Source organism: Paraburkholderia sp. BL25I1N1, assembly GCF_003002025.1.
In the GTDB taxonomy this organism is placed as follows: Bacteria; Pseudomonadota; Gammaproteobacteria; order Burkholderiales; family Burkholderiaceae; genus Paraburkholderia.
In genome coordinates, this window is sequence record NZ_PVZB01000020.1 from 23,843 (window position 1) to 39,960 (window position 16,118).

Here is a 16,118-nt window from a genome sequence, read left to right on the forward strand (position 1 = left end):
GAGGGACCGCGCAGCTCGCAAGACCGCAAGCCGCGTTGAACCCGACCGCCTCGATAACAGCAAGAGCGCTCGAACAGAGCGCCGCATGACCGTCCATCATTGTTTCGGGAAGCCGTCCAAGGAGACACCCTATGACTTCATCGCTTGCGATTCGCCGTTGGTGGACGATCATGCCGATCGTTTTCATCACCTACAGCCTCGCCTATCTGGATCGCGCGAACTACGGTTTCGCGTCGGCCGCCGGCATCAACCAGGATCTCGGCATCAGCAAGGGACTGTCGTCGCTGATCGGCGCGCTGTTCTTCCTCGGTTATTTCTTCTTCCAGATTCCCGGCGCGATCTATGCGGAACGCCGCAGCGTCAAGAAGCTCGTGTTCTGGAGCCTGATTCTGTGGGGCGGGTGCGCGTCGCTCACCGGCATGGTCAGCAACATTCCGTCGCTGATGGTGATCCGCTTCGTGCTCGGCGTGGTCGAAGCCGCGGTGATGCCGGCCATGCTGATTTTCATCAGCAACTGGTTCACCAAGAGCGAGCGCTCGCGTGCCAACACTTTCCTGATTCTCGGCAATCCGGTGACGGTGCTGTGGATGTCGGTGGTATCCGGCTATCTGGTGCATTCGTTCGGCTGGCGTCACATGTTCATCGCCGAAGGCGCGCCCGCAATTCTTTGGGCCGTGTGCTGGTGGTTCATCGTGAAGGACAAGCCGCAACAGGTGTCATGGCTCACGCAGCAGCAGAAGGACGACCTCGCCGAAACGCTGCGTGCCGAGCAGGCCGCGATCAAGCCGGTGCGCAACTATAGCGACGCGTTCAAAACGCCCGCGGTGATCAAGCTGTGCGCGCAATATTTCTGCTGGAGCATCGGCGTGTATGGTTTCGTGCTGTGGCTGCCGTCCATCTTGAAGAACGGTTCGACGCTCGGCATGGTCGAAACCGGCTGGCTCTCGGCGCTGCCTTATCTTGCCGCGACCATCGCGATGCTTGCAGCTTCGTGGGCATCGGATAAACTCAACCGCCGCAAGGTATTCGTGTGGCCGTTCCTGCTGATCGGCGCGGTCGCGTTCGCGGCTTCGTATGCGCTCGGCTCCACGCATTTCTGGCTCTCGTATGCGCTGCTGGTGATCGCCGGCGCCGCGATGTACGCGCCGTATGGCCCATTCTTCGCGATCGTGCCGGAACTGCTGCCGAAGAACGTCGCGGGCGGCGCGATGGCGCTGATCAACAGCATGGGCGCGCTCGGTTCGTTCGTCGGTTCGTATGTGGTGGGCTATCTGAACGGCGCGACCGGTTCGCCCGCCGCGTCGTATGCATTCATGAGCGTGGCGCTCGTCGCCGCCGTGATTCTGACGCTGATCGTCAAACCGCAGCAGCAGGAAACCGGCAACGCGGCCGCCGTTCGTCATACCGTCGCAAGGAAAATAAGCTGATGAAGAAGATCGTCGCCTGGAAGTCGTTGCCCGAAGATGTGCTCGCGTATCTGCAGCAGCATGCGCAAGTCGTGCAGGTCGCCGCCGCGCAGCACGACACCTTCGTGGCCGCGCTGAAAGACGCGGACGGCGGCATCGGTTCGAGCGTGAAGATCACGCCGGCCATGCTCGAAGGCGCGACGCGGCTCAAGGCGCTCTCGACCATCTCGGTGGGCTTCGACCAGTTCGACGTGGCCGATCTCACGCGCCGCGGCATCGTGCTCGCACACACGCCCGACGTGCTGACCGAGTCCACCGCGGACACGGTGTTTTCGCTGATTCTCGCCTCGGCGCGGCGCGTGGTCGAACTCGCCGAATGGGTGAAGGCAGGGCATTGGCAGCACAGCATCGGCCCGGTTTTGTTCGGCGTCGACGTGCAGGGCAAGACGCTCGGCATTGTCGGGCTCGGGCGGATCGGCGGCGCGGTGGCGCGGCGCGCGGCACTAGGTTTCAACATGAAGGTGCTGTACACCAACCGCAGCGCGAACCCGCAGACGGAAGCGGCGTATGGCGCGCGGCGCGTCGAGTTGGCGGAACTGCTCGCCGTGTCCGACTTCGTTTGCCTGCAAGTGCCTTTGACGCCGGAAACGAAGCATCTGATCGGCGCGGCCGAGTTGAAGTCGATGAAGAAAAGCGCGATCCTGATCAATGCCTCGCGCGGCGCGACCGTCGACGAAAAGGCGCTGATCGAGGCGCTCCAGAATGGCACGATCCACGGCGCGGGTCTCGACGTGTTCGAGACCGAACCGCTACCGGCAGAGTCGCCGCTGCTGAAGCTGCCGAACGTGGTCGCGCTGCCGCATATCGGTTCGGCGACCCACGAAACCCGTCACGCCATGGCGCGTAATGCGGCGGAAAACCTGGTCGCCGCGCTCGACGGCACGCTGACCAACAATATCGTCAACCGCGACGTTCTTTCGAAATGAGCCCATTCCGCTCGATGAGCAGCCGATGAGCACGACGCCGCAGGCTACGCCGCGCCGCGCGACGATCACCGACGTCGCGCGCGAAGCCGGCACCGGCAAGACCAGCATCTCGCGCTATCTGAACGGCGAGATGAGCGTGCTGTCGCCGGAACTGCGCGCGCGCATCGAGGCCGCGATCGCGCGCCTCGACTATCAGCCGAACCAGATGGCGCGTGGCCTCAAGCGTGGCCGCAACCGCCTGATCGGCATGCTGCTCGCCGACCTCACGAACCCCTACACGGTCGAAGTGCTGCAAGGCGTGGAAGCGGCATGCCACGCGCTCGGGTTGATGCCGCTGATCTGTCACGCGGCGAACGAAGTCGAGATGGAGCGGCGCTATCTGCAACTGCTCACCACGTACCGGGTGGAGGGCGTGATCGTCAACGCGCTCGGCGTGCGCGAGGAAACGTTGCGGCCGGTGGGCGGCGGCGGAATTCCGGCGGTGCTGGTCGATCGTTCGGTGGATGGACTCGTCACGGATATGGTCGGTCTCGACAACCGGGCGGCGGCTGAACTCGGCACGCGGCATTTGCTGGACAATGGCTTCGACGATATCTGGTTCGTGGTTCAGCCTTTCGAGCAGGTCAGCTCGCGGCAACTGCGCGAAGCGGCGTTTCGTGAAGCGATCAGCGCTCAAGGCGAGCAACGCGGCAAGCGCGCCGCGCGCGGTCACACGTTGGTGCTGAACCTCGCGGACGCGGACGAAGTGGCGCGCGGCCTCGCCGAACTGGACCGCGCGATCGACGCAGCCGCCCGCGCGCTCGGCGCCGCTGGCGCCACGAGCAACGCGGCGCGCATCGCCCTGTTCGCGGCGAACGCGCCCGTCGCGCTATGCCTCGCCTTGCATCTGAAAACGCGCTACGGCGCCGACTGGCAAGCCCGCGTCGCGCTGCTCTCCATCGACGACCCCGACTGGGCCGAACTGACCGGCGTCACCACGATCCGCCAGCCGACCTACGAGATAGGCTACCGCGCGGTCGAGTTCCTGCACGAACGCATCGAAGGCGTTCAGACCGCCGCGCGCGACTGTCTTCTGCCGGGCGAACTGATCGTCCGCGCCTCCACTTTGCGCTGAATTCCCGCCGATCTGCGATCATTCGGGCTGCGGCGCGCAGCGGGTGCGCGCCGGACATCGCAAGGAAACTCATGGTTGTTGCACCGCTTACCCTCTCGAGCCTCGCCCTCGCGACGCTGCTCGTCGCCGCTTTACCCTTCCTGATCTACCGCCGTCTGCGCCGGCCGCTCGCGCTCAAGCCGCGTGACGCCATCACCGGCATCGCCGTGTTCGCGCTGTTCGCCATGGTGATCGAGCGCGCGCTGAACGACTACGTGCTGCATCGGAACGAAGCGACCGCGAACTTCCTGTCGAATCCGCTCGCCTTCGTGGTGTACGGCGCGCTGGCCGCGGGTATTTGCGAGGAAGTGGGGCGGTTCATCGGCATGCGGCTGCTGCTCAAACGGGCGGCGGCGAAGGCCGGCGCCACGTCGCTCGCGGCGGGCACGAACGACGGCACCGCGCTGACCTACGGCCTCGGACACGGTGGCGCGGAAGCCTGGCTCGTCGGCGTTCTGGTGCAGATTCAATGGATCCTGTTCGCGGTGTTCGAAAACCGCGGCCAACTGGATGGCTATCTGAGCAATCTGCCGACCGATTCGCTGATGCGCATCCACCTGATTCTCGCCAGCCTGACCCCGCAGACGGCCGGGATTTTCGCGCTCGAACGGGTGGCCGCGCTGGTGTTCCAGATCGGCTTGTCGGTGCTGATGTGGCGCGGCTTGCGGGCCGGCTGGCGCGGCATCCTGCCGCTCGCGATCGTATTGCACGCGCTGGTGGACGTGCCCGCCGCGTTGTTCCAGGCGCAACTCGTGCCGCTTGCGGCGGTGGACGCCTTGTATGCAGTGGGAGCGGTGATCGTCGCGGGGTTGTTGTTCCGCGCGTACAGGCGTCCTGTCGTGGCCGCTTGATGCGCGCTTCGCACTACATGTTCGACGACCGCGTGACCACCACGCGATAGCCGCGCCATGGGCGCGCGACGGTTGCTCGATGGCGCGCATCAGACGCGCTCCGTCTTGAGCCGTCAACCGTTCTCTACAATCGGCCTCTTTTCGAGGCCACCCTTTCGGCACACTTCAATGGAAGAAGCTTACCAATACGACTGCGCCAATCCTGAGTTCGAGGAACTGGCGCGCGTGATCAGCGATCTGTTTCCCGAGCAGACGCAATTCATCCAGCGCGCCGCGGAAGACGGCACGCCGACGCTGGCCATTCACTGGGTAGCAATGCGTTTCGGTTCCACCGCGCGCCGTATCGTGATGACCGTGGTGATCGCACCGGCCGCGTTGGCGCGTTATCGCGCAATGCCGGCGCGGCTGCGCGGCCGCAGTTTCGCGGTGCTGCGCGCGTATGTCGAAGCCAGTATCGGCTCGCTCGAAGAACAGTATGCAAATGGCGAAGCGGTGCCGCGCGACGTCACCGTGGATCTGGGTGACGAGTTCGCTTGATGCACATGCGGCGCCGGCTCAATCGGCGAGCCGGTAGACCTTCGCGAAGCGGGCGGCCTGCACCACGCCGTAGTCGCCTGGCGCGTATTGCATGACCCAGTCGCCGGCGACGCCACGCAGCACGTCGCCGCCGTTTGCCGATCGCGCGAGCGTGAACGCTTCATGCATCTGTTTGGCCAGCACGACGGCGGGGCGGTTGCGGTACGCGCCGGCTTCGCCGTGCGAGACGGCTGCGTCGGCGGGAACATATTTGGCGTCGAAGCGTTCGCGCGAGACGACCCAGCGGTCGCCCGTCGAACCGGTGATCAGCGCGTCGCCGCGGACATAGCGGTTGGGGCCTTCGAGGCTCATCAGTTCGCCTTCGGCGGCGGCGAATTCAACGCTGACCGTTTCGTCTTTGACGACGCGGCAGGCGTCGGCGTCTTGACTCAGGTCGAGATTTTTCAGTTCGGTCATGAGGCGGGCAAGTATGGAGAGTTTGGCGGCGGCGCCGGACTTGAAGTCTTCGGGCCGCGTACGACTCGCATCATGCCAGATGCATCTGGCGACCGGTTTCTTTTGCGAAGGATGGCGGGCGCGGATCGTCTGTTTGTCGGGCGGAATCGCTAAGGCGGGAAGAGCCGGATCGGCGTGTGGACGGCAGGAAAGTTCGACGTGCGGCAAGCGTAAGGGCGAAACCCCTTCCGCCGCGCACGGCAAAAAATATCCGCCGCGCGCAGCGTGCACAAGCGACACTGCGCGCAAGCGGTTTTTTTACACTTACGGCTTCACCGTGGCGTCGCTTGCCGGCGCTGCAGCGGCCTTGCCGCCTTTACCCTTGCCACGATGACCATGGCCTTCCACGCCGCCCGGCTGATGGAAGGTCACGTCAGCCAGCTTCTTCTGTTCCGGCGAGAAGCTGTTGTACAGCGGGTCGAACGCGTCGACGAGCTTCTTCATGCCGTCCGCGTGCGCTTGCGCGATCGTCGCGTATTGCTTCATGTCGTCGAGCGCCGACAGGTTGGTGGCGGCACGGCGTTGCTGGAACAACTGACCCATCGTCTGGCCGTTGCCGCGCATCACGTCGGCGAACGCGTTCCACTGCGATTCCTGCGCCGAGGTGATCTTCAGTTGCGAGTGCAGGTAGGCGATGCGGTCTTCGACGTTGCGCTCATGGCCGGCCTTGCCGGCAGGTGCGGAAGCGGCGCTCGCCGGTGCCGACGCCGACGCCGGCGCGGAAGTTTGTGCGAACGCGCCGCTCATGGCGACTGCGGTGGCCAGCATTACCAGTGCTTTTTTCATCGAAACTCCTGATGTCTATTCGAATTGGGACAAGGCTCGCGAGCGAGCGGCCCGTGGTGCGTCAGTCATGCACGAGTCAAGACGACGCACGGCGGCCGGCTGCCCACTTTGCCGTCGCCGCTATTAGTATCACGATATCCCTACAATCCGGCTCTTATGCGACAAACGCTTACAACCGAAACGAACAGGAAATAGCGGGTGGACAAATTCGTCAGCATGGAAATCTTCGTCGCCGTGGTCGAGGCGGGCAGCCTGACGGCGGCCGCCGAGCGCTTCGACATTTCGTCGGCGATGGTGGGCAAGCATATCCGTTCGCTCGAAACGCGGCTCGCCACGCGGCTTTTGACGCGCACCACCCGACGGCAAAGTCTGACGGAGATCGGCCGGCAGTATTACGAGCAATGCCGGCGCATTCTGGCCGACGTGAAAGAAGCCGAGTCGCTCGCCGAGGCAATGGCCGCCGCACCGCGCGGCGTGCTCAAGGTGACGGTGCCGCTCACTTACGGCGTGGAAGTCTTCGCCCCGGCGATGACCGAGTACCTCACGGCATGGCCGGACATCACGCTCGAACTCGATCTGTCGAACCGCTTGATCGATCTGGTGGAAGAGGGCTTCGACGCGTCGGTGCGCATCGGGCGGCTGCCGGATTCGAGTCTCGTGGCGCGGCCGTTGAAGCCGTACCGGATGCGCGCGTGCGCGTCGCCCGCGTACCTTGCGCGCGCCGGCACACCGCGCACGCCGGAAGATCTGTTGCATCACGAGTGCCTGGGGTTTCTGCATTGGGGCCGCGAAGGTTTGTGGCGTCTCGGCGGCGACAACGCGGAGGAATGCCAGCTACGCGCCGGCCGGTTTCGCGCGAACAACGGCCAGGCGTTCAAGGTCGCCGCGCTGCACGGCTTCGGCCTGGTGTTGCAGCCGGAGGCGCTGCTGGCGAGAGAAATTGCCAGTGGCGAACTGGTGTCGGTGCTGGAAGATTATTTGCCCGATGGCGCGCCAGTCCATCTGCTGTATCCGCGTGATCGTCGCGCCACGCCCAAGCTCACCAGCTTTATCGATTTCGTGGTCGAACGGTTCGGCGTATGAGCCTGGCGGCGCACGTTTCGTGACCTCTCGTGCGACTCACACGATGTGTTCATCGCGATAGCCCCGGTGACTTCTCCATTTGCCGATGAAGACGCGCGATAATCCGCCTCACCTGAGCCACTTCTTTTCCCTCCATGAGACCTCCGCGCCTCGACCAACTCGACGATCTCGATCGCAACCTCGTTGCACTGCTGCAGGCGAACGCGCGCGAGAGCGTCGCCAACCTCGCTCGCCACTTGGGCGTGGCGCGCACCACGGTAATCGCGCGCATCGCGCGGCTGGAGCGCAGCAACGTGATTGCCGGGTACAGCGTGCGGCTCGGCCAGGATGTGCTCGATTCGAGCATCGTGGCTTATGTCGGCATCATCATTGCGCCGAAGCATGGGCCTGCCGTGCAGAAACGCCTCGGCAAGATGCCCGAGGTGCAGTTGCTGTGCGCCGTGAGCGGCGAGTTCGATTACGTTGCGTGGCTGCGTGCCGATTCGCCCGATCGCCTGAACGATCTGCTCGATCAGATCGGCGAACTGGAAGGTGTGGAGCGAACCACGACTTCGATCATTCTGGCGCGCAAGATCGATCGCGGCATCGTGTGAGCATCGCCTGACGTTTACACCGTTTTAACACCTTTCCGACATATTGACTGATTGGTTCGTCATAACGTCGAACTTCATGGTCATACCGCAGCATTTTGCACGTATGAACTGTTTTTGCTTCTCCCTAAACTGTTGCTGAAGGGTACAGCCCGCCGGGCGCCGCGCCACGAGCGCAGCGCACTTCCCAAAGCTGGAGACAGCACACAATAATCAGGAGAAGCGCATGAAAGTAGCCATCGTTGGCGCAGGTTTGATCGGTCACACCATCGCCCACATGTTGCGCGAAACCGGCGACTACGACGTCGTTGCATTCGACCGCGACCAGCACGCGCTCGACAAACTCGCCGCCCAGGGCATTCCGACCCACCGCGTGGATTCTGCCGATGCCGCGGCGCTGCGCGCCGCCGTGCAAGGCTTCGACGCGCTCGTCAACGCGCTGCCGTACTACCTCGCGGTGAACGTGGCCTCGGCGGCCAAGGGCGCGGGCGTGCATTACTTCGATCTCACGGAAGACGTGCGCGCCACCCATGCGATCCGCGCGATCGCCGACGACGCCGATCACGCTTTCATGCCGCAGTGCGGTCTCGCGCCGGGCTTCATCGGCATCGCGGCGCACGAACTGGCGAACCGCTTTACGGAAATCCGCGACGTCAAGATGCGGGTGGGCGCGCTGCCGGAATTCCCGACCAACGCGCTGAAGTACAACCTGACGTGGAGCGTCGACGGTCTGATCAACGAGTACTGCCAGCCGTGCGAAGCGATTCGTGATAGCCGCACGCAGTGGGTGCAGCCGCTCGAAGGCCTCGAACATTTCTCGCTCGACGGCACCGAATACGAAGCCTTCAACACTTCCGGCGGTCTCGGCACGCTGTGCGAGACGCTGTCGGGCCGGGTCGAGTCGCTCGACTACAAGTCGGTGCGCTATCCGGGCCACCGCAATCTGATGCAATTCCTGCTCGAAGACCTGCGCCTTGCCAGCGACCGCGACACGCTCAAGGCCATCATGCGCCGATCGGTGCCTTCCACCGCGCAAGACGTGGTGCTGGTGTTCATCACGGTGAGCGGCATGCGCGACGGTCAGCTGGTGCAGGAAGTCTTCACCCGCAAGATTTTCGCGAAGACTGTGTGCGGCGTGCCGATGAGCGCGATCCAGATCACCACGGCCGGCGCGATGTGCGCGGTGCTCGATCTGTTCCGCGAACAGAAGCTGCCGCAAAAGGGCTTCGTGCGCCAGGAGCAGGTGTCGCTGCGCGACTTCCTCGCGAACCGCTTCGGCCAGTTGTATGAGGGGCAGGCGCTGGAGACCATGGCTACGGTCTGAAGGGTCGGCGCCGAGGGCCGTGCGACAACGCGGCAACACGCATGAAATGTCTGCCGCGAGCAGCTAGGAAGGCTTCGTAGAGAGCCGAGGAAGCGCCCCGTCATTCGGGGCGTTTCTGTTGATGCCGACGTTACGCTACACGGGCATCGGCGGCATGAGCGTCGCCGCCCGCGGCTCGCCGACGATGCGCGCGAGCAGGGCTTCATAATCCGCCGACGTTGGCGCGGTATTGTCGAACATCAACAGGTCGTCGCGGACACCGACGCCGGGTTCAAAGCGGCGTTGCCGATATTCGTCCCAGTGCGCGAGCTTGTAGGCATCGTCCGGATTGGCGCGCTCCACGATACGCCGATGCGCCGTCTCTTCCGACGTATGGACCCACACGACCCGGAGCGCCACGTCCGCATCCACCCCCAGCCACGCGCGATCGAACAGGCGCCGCTCACGTACTTCGCGCGAGAGCGGCCCGACCACGATCGCGCTAATGCCGAGTTCGAGATTGTCGCGGGCGGTATCGAGCAGGCCGCGATACTCGGGATCGCGCAGATGCTCAAGGAACAGCGGGCTGTCGCGGTCGTTCGAATCGCCGGTCAGCATGGCCATGGCGGCCGCGCTGTAGCCGCCGTAGAGCGTGTCTTTATCGAGCAGGCAGAAGGGCGTGGCGCACGCTTTCATCAGCGGGCCGACGAGTTTTTTCGCGAGCGTGGTCTTGCCGGTGCCCGCGTGACCGCAGAAGAAAACCAGATGAGTCACGAAGGGTGGTCCTCGGGCGTGGCAGGTACGGCGCCGGCGCGTTGCGGGTCACGCGTGAACTTGTCGCCGGCCTCCAGCCACATCACGTTGATGATGCCGAAGCCCAACGCCACGCCGATACCGAGAATCCAGGTGAAATACCACATTGCAGTCTCCTTGATCTTATGTCGGACGAGGCCGGACCTGAAGCGTTGCGCGTTGTAGTCAGAGCGATGGCGAGCTGACGGCGGGCGAAGGTATGCGTTGGAACCGAGGGTAAATCCGCAACGCGGACCTCGCACGCGGTAGCACACGGAACCGCCCTTTGCAGCGATCATGAAGAAGAACGCCGCGCCGTGCAAGAGGTCGCGGGGTCGGCCGTTCGGCCAGGCTGGCGGAACGGGCGGCCGTTGCTATGATGCATGGCAAAGGTTGGGCGGCAGCAGCGGTCGGCAATCAGGACGGCCAGGCATTGTCCTGCATACCGATCAGAAAGAATACGCACACGAGCGGGACCATAACCAACTAGACGGGAGACCAGCATGCCGACGCGTCCGGACCATCACCGCCAGGCCGCACTAGTCGCATTCGCGAGGCTAGGCGCGCTTGCCGCGCCAGGTCTCCGCGTGCTCGCCGGCTGCGCCTCGACATCCGCCGAGCCGGTTCCGTTCAAGCCGGTGCCGGCCGCGCGCATCGTCGGCCGCGAGGCTTAACAATTCGATACATGGCCTTCGCGCATAGCCCTTAACATGGCGGCTAAAGCAAATTCGTTCATGCAGAGCGCCGCCAGGCTTACGTATCGTAAGCGTGCGGCCGGTCTGTTCCGTTTTTCAAGGTAACTCAACATGCTGATCAATTGCGCCGCGTATCAGGACGGCCGGAAGCTGGCAGACATCGACATCGATAGCATCAGCGACTACGTAGCTCGGCCCGAGTGTTTCGTCTGGGTGGCGCTGAAAGACCCGGGCCCGGGCGAACTGGCCGTGATGAAACACGAGTTCGGCCTGCACGAGCTCGCGATCGAAGATGCGCAGAACGGCCACCAGCGTCCCAAGATCGAGGAGTACGGCGAGTCGCTGTTCGCCGTGATGCACACGGTGGAAATGGACGAGGAGGGCGAACTGCTGATCGGCGAAGTCGACGTGTTCGTCGGCGCCAATTACGTGCTCTCCGTGCGGCGCGGCACCCGCGCCGGCTTCCAGAACGTGCGTGCCCGTTGCGAGCGCGAGCCGCAACTGCTCAAGGAAGGCTCGGCGTTCGTGCTGTATGCGCTCGCCGACGATATCGTCGATCGCTATTTCCCGATTGTCGAGACCATGAACACCGAGATCGAAGCGCTCGAAGACCGCATTTTCGACCGCAACAATTCGGCGGCTTCGCGCGCGATCATCGAGGATCTGTACTCGCTCAAGCGCCGCCTCGTGATCCTGCAGCACCATATCGCGCCGTTGCAGGAAGCCCTCAGCAAACTGACGGGCGGCCGCATTCCGAGCATCTGCGAAGGCATGCAGGCTTACTTCCGCGATGTCTACGACCATCTCGACCGGATCGTCAGAATCATCGACGGCCGGCGCGAAATGGTCGTCACCGCCGTGCAGGTCAATCTCGGCATGATCTCGCTGGCCGAGAGCGAGGTGACCAAACGGCTCGGCTCGTTCGCGGCGCTGTTCGCGGTGCCGACCATGATCGCCGGCATCTACGGGATGAACTTCCAGAGCATTCCCGAGTTGCATTACCAGTACGGCTATCCGATCTGTCTTCTGGTCATGCTGAGCGTCGACCTCGTGCTGTATTGGCGCTTCCGCAAGGCCGGCTGGCTCTGATGTGAGGCGGTGCGGCGTTCGTCCGCGCCGCTCCGCGCTTGCACCGCGCGCAATAAAAGTCCAGCATAGGCGGCCCGCCAGCTTGCGATCTTGCAACCGGCGGTCAATCCGACACGCACGGACCAAGCGAGGAACTCTTTGCCACACGTCGTCTGCCGGCGCGCTGACGCGGCGCGCCGCTTCGATTCGACCGTATGCAGTGCATCGCCGTGCGCCCCGCATGCCGATGCACTGCAACACCGCGCATCGTTGACAATCAGAATAGACTGCGCTGAGAATGGGCTTCGCAAACGTTTGCGCACTAATTAAAAATAAGGCTCCGCCGCGAGCCTGCCAGACCCTGGAGATATGCATGAGCCAACGCATTCGCCGCCGCATCCTGACGGCCGCCGTCCTCGCCACCGCCACCGCCGCGTTGCCGTTTTCCTCCGCGTACGCGCAAAGCGCGCCCGCTCATAAACCGAAGGTCGCGCTCGTGATGAAGTCGCTCGCCAACGAGTTCTTCCTCACGATGGAGACCGGCGCGAAGGACTATCAGAAGCACAATCCGTCGCAGTTCGACCTGATCACCAACGGCATCAAGGACGAGACCGATACGGCGAACCAGATCCGCATCGTCGAGCAGATGATCGTGTCTAAGGTCGACGCGATCGTGCTGGCGCCGGCCGATTCGAAGGCGCTGGTGCCGGTCGTCAAGAAAGCGATCGACGCGGGCATCATCGTCGTGAACATCGACAACCGGCTCGACCCGGACGTGCTCAAGTCGAAAAACCTGAACGTGCCGTTCGTCGGCCCGGACAACCGCAAGGGGGCGCAGAAGGTCGGCGACTATCTGGCGAAGAAGCTGAAGTCGGGCGACGAGGTCGGCATTATCGAAGGCGTGTCGACCACCACCAACGCGCAGCAGCGCACCGCGGGTTTCAAGGACGCGATGCAGACGGTCGGCGCCAAGGTCGTCTCGGTGCAGTCGGGTGAATGGGAAATCGACAAAGGCAACGCGGTCGCGTCGGCCATGCTCAACGAATACCCGAACCTGAAGGCGCTGCTCGCCGGCAACGACAACATGGCGATCGGCGCGGTCTCGGCGGTGCGCGCGGCGGGCAAGCAAGGCAAGGTGCTGGTGGTCGGCTACGACAACATCAATGCGATCAAGCCGATGCTCAAAGATGGCCGCGTGCTCGCCACCGCGGATCAGTACGCGGCCAAGCAGGCCGTGTTCGGTATCGACACCGCGTTGAAGGCGCTCAGCGAGCACAAGAAGCAGGCGGATCTGTCCGGCGTGGTGGAAACGCCGTGCGATCTGGTCACGAAGTAAGCATTGCCCGGTCAGTCCCGGGGTAAGTCGGGTACGCGGGTTCGCGCCGGCGCCGTTTCATGCTTCATGCTCGACCTGCGCCCGCCAAACCCGCGTCTATTCAATAAACGCTCAAGAAACCTGCCGCGCCGCCGTTAATTCCAGAGGTAAGCGTCATGACGGTGCCGCGCGACGGGAGGGTGCGTGGCTGTTAGCGCCGGCGCATTTCGCGCATTGGGCCGGCATGACATGGGGCGCAAGGGCTGCTACTTCACCCGGTCGAATCGGATGAGGCCGCGGCTGCCGCCCGGGAACCAGGATTGCGATGGATTCAACCGATCACGACGCCGTGCCTGCCGTCCTGTCTGTCAGCGGCATCGGCAAGACCTACGCCGAACCGGTGCTCGCCGACGTTTCGCTTTCGCTGCGCGCCGGCGAGGTATTGGCGCTGACTGGCGAGAACGGCGCGGGCAAGAGTACGCTGTCCAAGATCATCGGCGGGCTGGTCGATCCGACCGCCGGCACGATGCAACTCGGCGGCGTGCCGTATGCACCGGCGAGCCGTACCCAGGCCGAGGCGCTCGGCGTGCGCATGGTGATGCAGGAACTGAATCTGCTGCCGACCTTGTCGGTGGCCGAAAACCTGTTCCTGAACCGCTTGCCGCGCGCCGGCGCGTTCAGCTTCGGCTGGATCGACCGTCGCAAGCTGCGCGAGGACGCGCGTCACGCCATGGCGCAGGTCGGGCTCGACGCGATCGATCCGGACACGCTGGTCGGCGAGCTCGGCATCGGCCATCAGCAGATGGTGGAGATCGCACGCAATCTGATCGACGACTGCCGCGTGCTGATCCTCGACGAACCGACCGCAATGCTGACCGCGCGCGAAGTCGATCTGCTGTTCGAACAGATCGACCGGCTCAAGGCGCGCGGCGTCGCGCTGATCTACATCTCGCACCGGCTGGAGGAACTCGCGCGGGTGGCCGAGCAGATCGCCATTTTGCGCGACGGGCGGCTGGTGCACGTCGACGCGATGGCCAACCTGACCAGCGACGAAATCGTCACATGGATGGTCGGCCGCGAACTCGGCGAGCGGATCGAACTGGGCGTGCGCAACATCGGCGCGCCGCTGTTGAAAGTGGACCGGCTGACGCGCGGCAAGGTAGTCCGCGAGGTGTCGTTCGAAGTGCGCGCGGGCGAGATTTTCGGCATCAGTGGCCTGATCGGTGCGGGCCGCACGGAGTTGATGCGGTTGATCTACGGCGCGGATCCGAAGGATAGCGGCACCGTCTCGCTGGCCGCCACGCCGGGCGCGCCGCCCACGCCGGTGCAGATTGCTTCGCCTTCGGACGCGGTACGCGCGGGCATCGCGCTGATCACCGAGGACCGCAAGGGCGAAGGCCTGCTGCTGCCGCAGCCGATCGCGGCCAACGTGTCGCTCGGCAATATCGGCAGCGTGGCGCGGCACGGCATCGTCGATGCGAAGCGGGAGAACGCGCTGGCGCAGACGCAGATCGCGGCGATGCGGATCCGCACGTCGGGGCCGGGGCAGATTGTCGGCGAGCTGTCGGGCGGCAACCAGCAGAAGGTCGTGATCGGCCGCTGGCTGGCGCGCGACTGCCGCGTGCTGTTATTCGACGAACCGACGCGCGGCATCGACGTCGGCGCGAAGTTCGATATTTATGGCTTGATGGGTGCGCTGGCCCGTGAAGGGCGCGCGCTCGTCGTGGTGTCGAGCGACCTGCGCGAGCTCATGCTGATCTGCGACCGGATCGGCGTGATGTCCGCGGGTAGCATGACGGGTGTGTTCGAGCGCGATAACTGGTCGCAGGACGCGTTGCTGGCCGCGGCTTTCGCCGGCTACCGCAGCCGCGAAGCGTTGCTGCACGCCGCCCCCGACACCAGCGAAGCAGGGAGTGTGTGATGAACGATCAACCGTTGCGGGAAGCATCGGGCGACAAGCCAGGCACGGCGAGCGGCACAGGCACGGTGACACCGCCGCCCGATCCGTCGGCGCCGCTCGCGAGCGGCAAGCCGGCCGGCACGCGGCTGGGCTTTTCGAATTACCTGGGGCTCGCCGGCGCGTTGCTCGGGATGATCGTGCTGTTCTCGCTGCTGAGTTCCCACTTTCTGACCTACGACACGTTCAGCACGATCGCCAATCAGATTCCGGATCTGGTGGTGATGTCGGTCGGCATGACCTTTGTGCTGATCATCGCCGGCATCGATCTGTCGGTGGGATCGGTGCTGGCGCTCGGTGCGTCGGTGGTGAGCGTGGCCGCGCTGAAGTGGGGCTGGGGGGCGTTGCCGTCGGCGCTGCTCGGCGTCGCGGCGGCGGCGCTGACCGGCACCATCACCGGCGCGGTGACGGTGGGTTGGCGGATTCCGTCGTTCATCGTTTCGCTCGGTGTGCTGGAAGCGGCGCGCGGCATGGCGTATCAGATGACGAATTCGCGCACCGCCTATATCGGCGACGCGTTCGACTTCCTGTCGAACCCGATCGCGCTCGGCATCTCGCCGGCGTTCCTGATCGCGGTGGCGGTGATGGTCATCGCGCAGCTGGTGCTCACGCGCACGGTATTCGGCCGCTATCTGGTCGGCATCGGCACCAACGAGGAAGCGGTGCGGCTCGCGGGCGTCAATCCGCGGCCCTACAAGGTCATCGTATTCGCGCTGATGGGCGCGCTCTCGGGGCTGGCCGCGCTATTCCAGATTTCGCGTCTGGAAGCGGCCGATCCGAACGCGGGCCAGGGCGTGGAACTGCAAGTGATCGCGGCCGTGGTGATCGGCGGCACGAGCCTGATGGGCGGACGCGGCTCGGTGATCAGCACTTTTTTCGGCGTGTTGATCATTTCCGTGCTGGCGGCCGGCCTCGCGCAGATCGGCGCCAACGAGCCGACCAAGCGGATGATCACCGGCGCGGTGATCGTGGTGGCGGTGGTGCTGGATACATATCGCAGCCGCCGCAAGCGGGCCTGACCGGTGAAGGTCGACGCAAGCCGGCAGAGTAACGCGACCTGGGCAGTCACAGCGTCATGAGCGGTAAAGCGTAAGAATTCAC

17 protein-coding genes are annotated in these 16,118 nt (G+C 64.4%); 13 read left to right on the top strand and 4 right to left on the bottom strand.

Annotated features, from left to right (window positions below; translation table 11 throughout):
- Positions 1–131 precede the first annotated feature (131 nt).
- From B0G73_RS27200 to B0G73_RS27220, 5 genes are all read left to right on the top strand, one after another.
- Positions 132–1,427 (top strand): MFS transporter, encoded by a 1,296-nt coding sequence (locus B0G73_RS27200; RefSeq protein WP_106284277.1) that lies wholly within the window; start codon positions 132–134, stop codon positions 1,425–1,427.
- The gene (locus tag B0G73_RS27205; RefSeq protein ID WP_106284278.1) at positions 1,427–2,392 is read left to right on the top strand and encodes a D-glycerate dehydrogenase; all 966 of its coding nucleotides are present in this window, start codon (positions 1,427–1,429) and stop codon (positions 2,390–2,392) included. The genes B0G73_RS27200 and B0G73_RS27205 overlap by 1 nt, the downstream gene beginning before the upstream one ends.
- A 25-nt stretch (positions 2,393–2,417) precedes the next feature.
- Complete coding sequence (locus B0G73_RS27210; RefSeq protein ID WP_106284279.1) at positions 2,418–3,506, top strand: LacI family DNA-binding transcriptional regulator; 1,089 nt, start codon at positions 2,418–2,420, stop codon at positions 3,504–3,506.
- A gap of 71 nt (positions 3,507–3,577) precedes the next feature.
- The gene (locus B0G73_RS27215; RefSeq protein ID WP_106284280.1) at positions 3,578–4,396 is read left to right on the top strand and encodes a YhfC family intramembrane metalloprotease; all 819 of its coding nucleotides are present in this window, start codon (positions 3,578–3,580) and stop codon (positions 4,394–4,396) included.
- A 168-nt stretch (positions 4,397–4,564) separates the two neighbouring features.
- Positions 4,565–4,933 (top strand): DUF3022 domain-containing protein, encoded by a 369-nt coding sequence (locus B0G73_RS27220; RefSeq protein ID WP_106284281.1) that lies wholly within the window; start codon positions 4,565–4,567, stop codon positions 4,931–4,933.
- An 18-nt stretch (positions 4,934–4,951) separates the two neighbouring features.
- Here the strand turns inward: B0G73_RS27220 and B0G73_RS27225 are convergent, their stop codons facing one another.
- Positions 4,952–5,389, bottom strand: coding sequence for a PGDYG domain-containing protein (locus B0G73_RS27225; RefSeq protein ID WP_106284390.1), 438 nt, complete (start codon positions 5,387–5,389; stop codon positions 4,952–4,954).
- A 303-nt stretch (positions 5,390–5,692) separates the two neighbouring features.
- Positions 5,693–6,214, bottom strand: a complete 522-nt coding sequence (locus tag B0G73_RS27230) for a Spy/CpxP family protein refolding chaperone (RefSeq protein WP_106284282.1) — start codon at positions 6,212–6,214, stop codon at positions 5,693–5,695.
- Between the two features lie 198 nt (positions 6,215–6,412).
- Here B0G73_RS27230 and B0G73_RS27235 point away from each other — a divergent pair, with 198 nt between their 5' ends.
- The 3 genes from B0G73_RS27235 (at position 6,413) to B0G73_RS27245 (ending at position 9,211) form a co-directional block, all read left to right on the top strand.
- A complete protein-coding gene (locus B0G73_RS27235; protein ID WP_106284283.1) occupies positions 6,413–7,297 on the top strand; it encodes a LysR family transcriptional regulator in 885 nt (294 codons plus the stop codon).
- Positions 7,298–7,431: 134 nt separating this feature from the next.
- The gene (locus tag B0G73_RS27240) at positions 7,432–7,890 is read left to right on the top strand and encodes an Lrp/AsnC family transcriptional regulator (protein WP_106284284.1); all 459 of its coding nucleotides are present in this window, start codon (positions 7,432–7,434) and stop codon (positions 7,888–7,890) included.
- Positions 7,891–8,113: 223 nt separating this feature from the next.
- Positions 8,114–9,211 carry a saccharopine dehydrogenase family protein gene (locus B0G73_RS27245; RefSeq protein WP_106284285.1) on the top strand — a complete coding sequence of 366 codons (1,098 nt, stop codon included), beginning with the start codon at positions 8,114–8,116 and terminating at the stop codon, positions 9,209–9,211.
- A gap of 135 nt (positions 9,212–9,346) precedes the next feature.
- Here the strand turns inward: B0G73_RS27245 and B0G73_RS27250 are convergent, their stop codons facing one another.
- Both B0G73_RS27250 and cydX read right to left on the bottom strand, forming a co-directional pair.
- On the bottom strand, positions 9,347–9,964 hold the full coding sequence (locus B0G73_RS27250) for an ATP-binding protein (RefSeq protein WP_106284286.1): 618 nt from the start codon (positions 9,962–9,964) through the stop codon (positions 9,347–9,349).
- Entirely contained in the window at positions 9,961–10,110 is a 150-nt protein-coding gene (cydX, locus tag B0G73_RS27255; protein ID WP_106284287.1) for a cytochrome bd-I oxidase subunit CydX, read from the bottom strand. The genes B0G73_RS27250 and cydX overlap by 4 nt, the downstream gene beginning before the upstream one ends.
- Positions 10,111–10,485: 375 nt before the next feature.
- On the opposite strand from cydX, the gene B0G73_RS40650 reads away from it, so the two are divergent.
- From B0G73_RS40650 to B0G73_RS27275, 5 genes are all read left to right on the top strand, one after another.
- Positions 10,486–10,656, top strand: a complete 171-nt coding sequence (locus tag B0G73_RS40650) for a hypothetical protein (protein ID WP_181196656.1) — start codon at positions 10,486–10,488, stop codon at positions 10,654–10,656.
- 132 nt (positions 10,657–10,788) lie between these two features.
- A complete protein-coding gene (gene corA, locus B0G73_RS27260) occupies positions 10,789–11,766 on the top strand; it encodes a magnesium/cobalt transporter CorA (protein ID WP_106284288.1) in 978 nt (325 codons plus the stop codon).
- A 352-nt stretch (positions 11,767–12,118) separates the two neighbouring features.
- Entirely contained in the window at positions 12,119–13,081 is a 963-nt protein-coding gene (locus B0G73_RS27265; RefSeq protein ID WP_106284289.1) for a sugar ABC transporter substrate-binding protein, read from the top strand.
- Positions 13,082–13,385: 304 nt separating this feature from the next.
- The gene (locus B0G73_RS27270; RefSeq protein WP_106284290.1) at positions 13,386–14,981 is read left to right on the top strand and encodes a sugar ABC transporter ATP-binding protein; all 1,596 of its coding nucleotides are present in this window, start codon (positions 13,386–13,388) and stop codon (positions 14,979–14,981) included.
- Positions 14,981–16,036: an ABC transporter permease gene (locus tag B0G73_RS27275; protein WP_106284291.1), complete on the top strand. Its 1,056-nt coding sequence runs from the start codon at positions 14,981–14,983 to the stop codon at positions 16,034–16,036. Before B0G73_RS27270 ends, B0G73_RS27275 begins: the two co-directional genes overlap by 1 nt.
- The last annotated feature ends 82 nt before the right edge of the window (positions 16,037–16,118 follow it).

Excerpts from the sequence above, each read along its gene's own strand:
- B0G73_RS27200 (WP_106284277.1), top strand. The coding sequence starts at position 132 with ATGACTTCATCGCTTGCGATTCGCCGTTGGTGGACGATCATGCCGATC.
- B0G73_RS27205 (WP_106284278.1), top strand. The coding sequence starts at position 1,427 with ATGAAGAAGATCGTCGCCTGGAAGTCGTTGCCCGAAGATGTGCTCGCG.
- B0G73_RS27210 (WP_106284279.1), top strand. The coding sequence starts at position 2,418 with ATGAGCACGACGCCGCAGGCTACGCCGCGCCGCGCGACGATCACCGAC.
- B0G73_RS27215 (WP_106284280.1), top strand. The coding sequence starts at position 3,578 with ATGGTTGTTGCACCGCTTACCCTCTCGAGCCTCGCCCTCGCGACGCTG.
- B0G73_RS27220 (WP_106284281.1), top strand. The coding sequence starts at position 4,565 with ATGGAAGAAGCTTACCAATACGACTGCGCCAATCCTGAGTTCGAGGAA.
- B0G73_RS27225 (WP_106284390.1), bottom strand. The coding sequence starts at position 5,389 with ATGACCGAACTGAAAAATCTCGACCTGAGTCAAGACGCCGACGCCTGC.
- B0G73_RS27230 (WP_106284282.1), bottom strand. The coding sequence starts at position 6,214 with ATGAAAAAAGCACTGGTAATGCTGGCCACCGCAGTCGCCATGAGCGGC.
- B0G73_RS27240 (WP_106284284.1), top strand. The coding sequence starts at position 7,432 with ATGAGACCTCCGCGCCTCGACCAACTCGACGATCTCGATCGCAACCTC.
- B0G73_RS27245 (WP_106284285.1), top strand. The coding sequence starts at position 8,114 with ATGAAAGTAGCCATCGTTGGCGCAGGTTTGATCGGTCACACCATCGCC.
- cydX (WP_106284287.1), bottom strand. The coding sequence starts at position 10,110 with ATGTGGTATTTCACCTGGATTCTCGGTATCGGCGTGGCGTTGGGCTTC.
- B0G73_RS40650 (WP_181196656.1), top strand. The coding sequence starts at position 10,486 with ATGCCGACGCGTCCGGACCATCACCGCCAGGCCGCACTAGTCGCATTC.
- corA (WP_106284288.1), top strand. The coding sequence starts at position 10,789 with ATGCTGATCAATTGCGCCGCGTATCAGGACGGCCGGAAGCTGGCAGAC.
- B0G73_RS27265 (WP_106284289.1), top strand. The coding sequence starts at position 12,119 with ATGAGCCAACGCATTCGCCGCCGCATCCTGACGGCCGCCGTCCTCGCC.
- B0G73_RS27270 (WP_106284290.1), top strand. The coding sequence starts at position 13,386 with ATGGATTCAACCGATCACGACGCCGTGCCTGCCGTCCTGTCTGTCAGC.
- B0G73_RS27275 (WP_106284291.1), top strand. The coding sequence starts at position 14,981 with ATGAACGATCAACCGTTGCGGGAAGCATCGGGCGACAAGCCAGGCACG.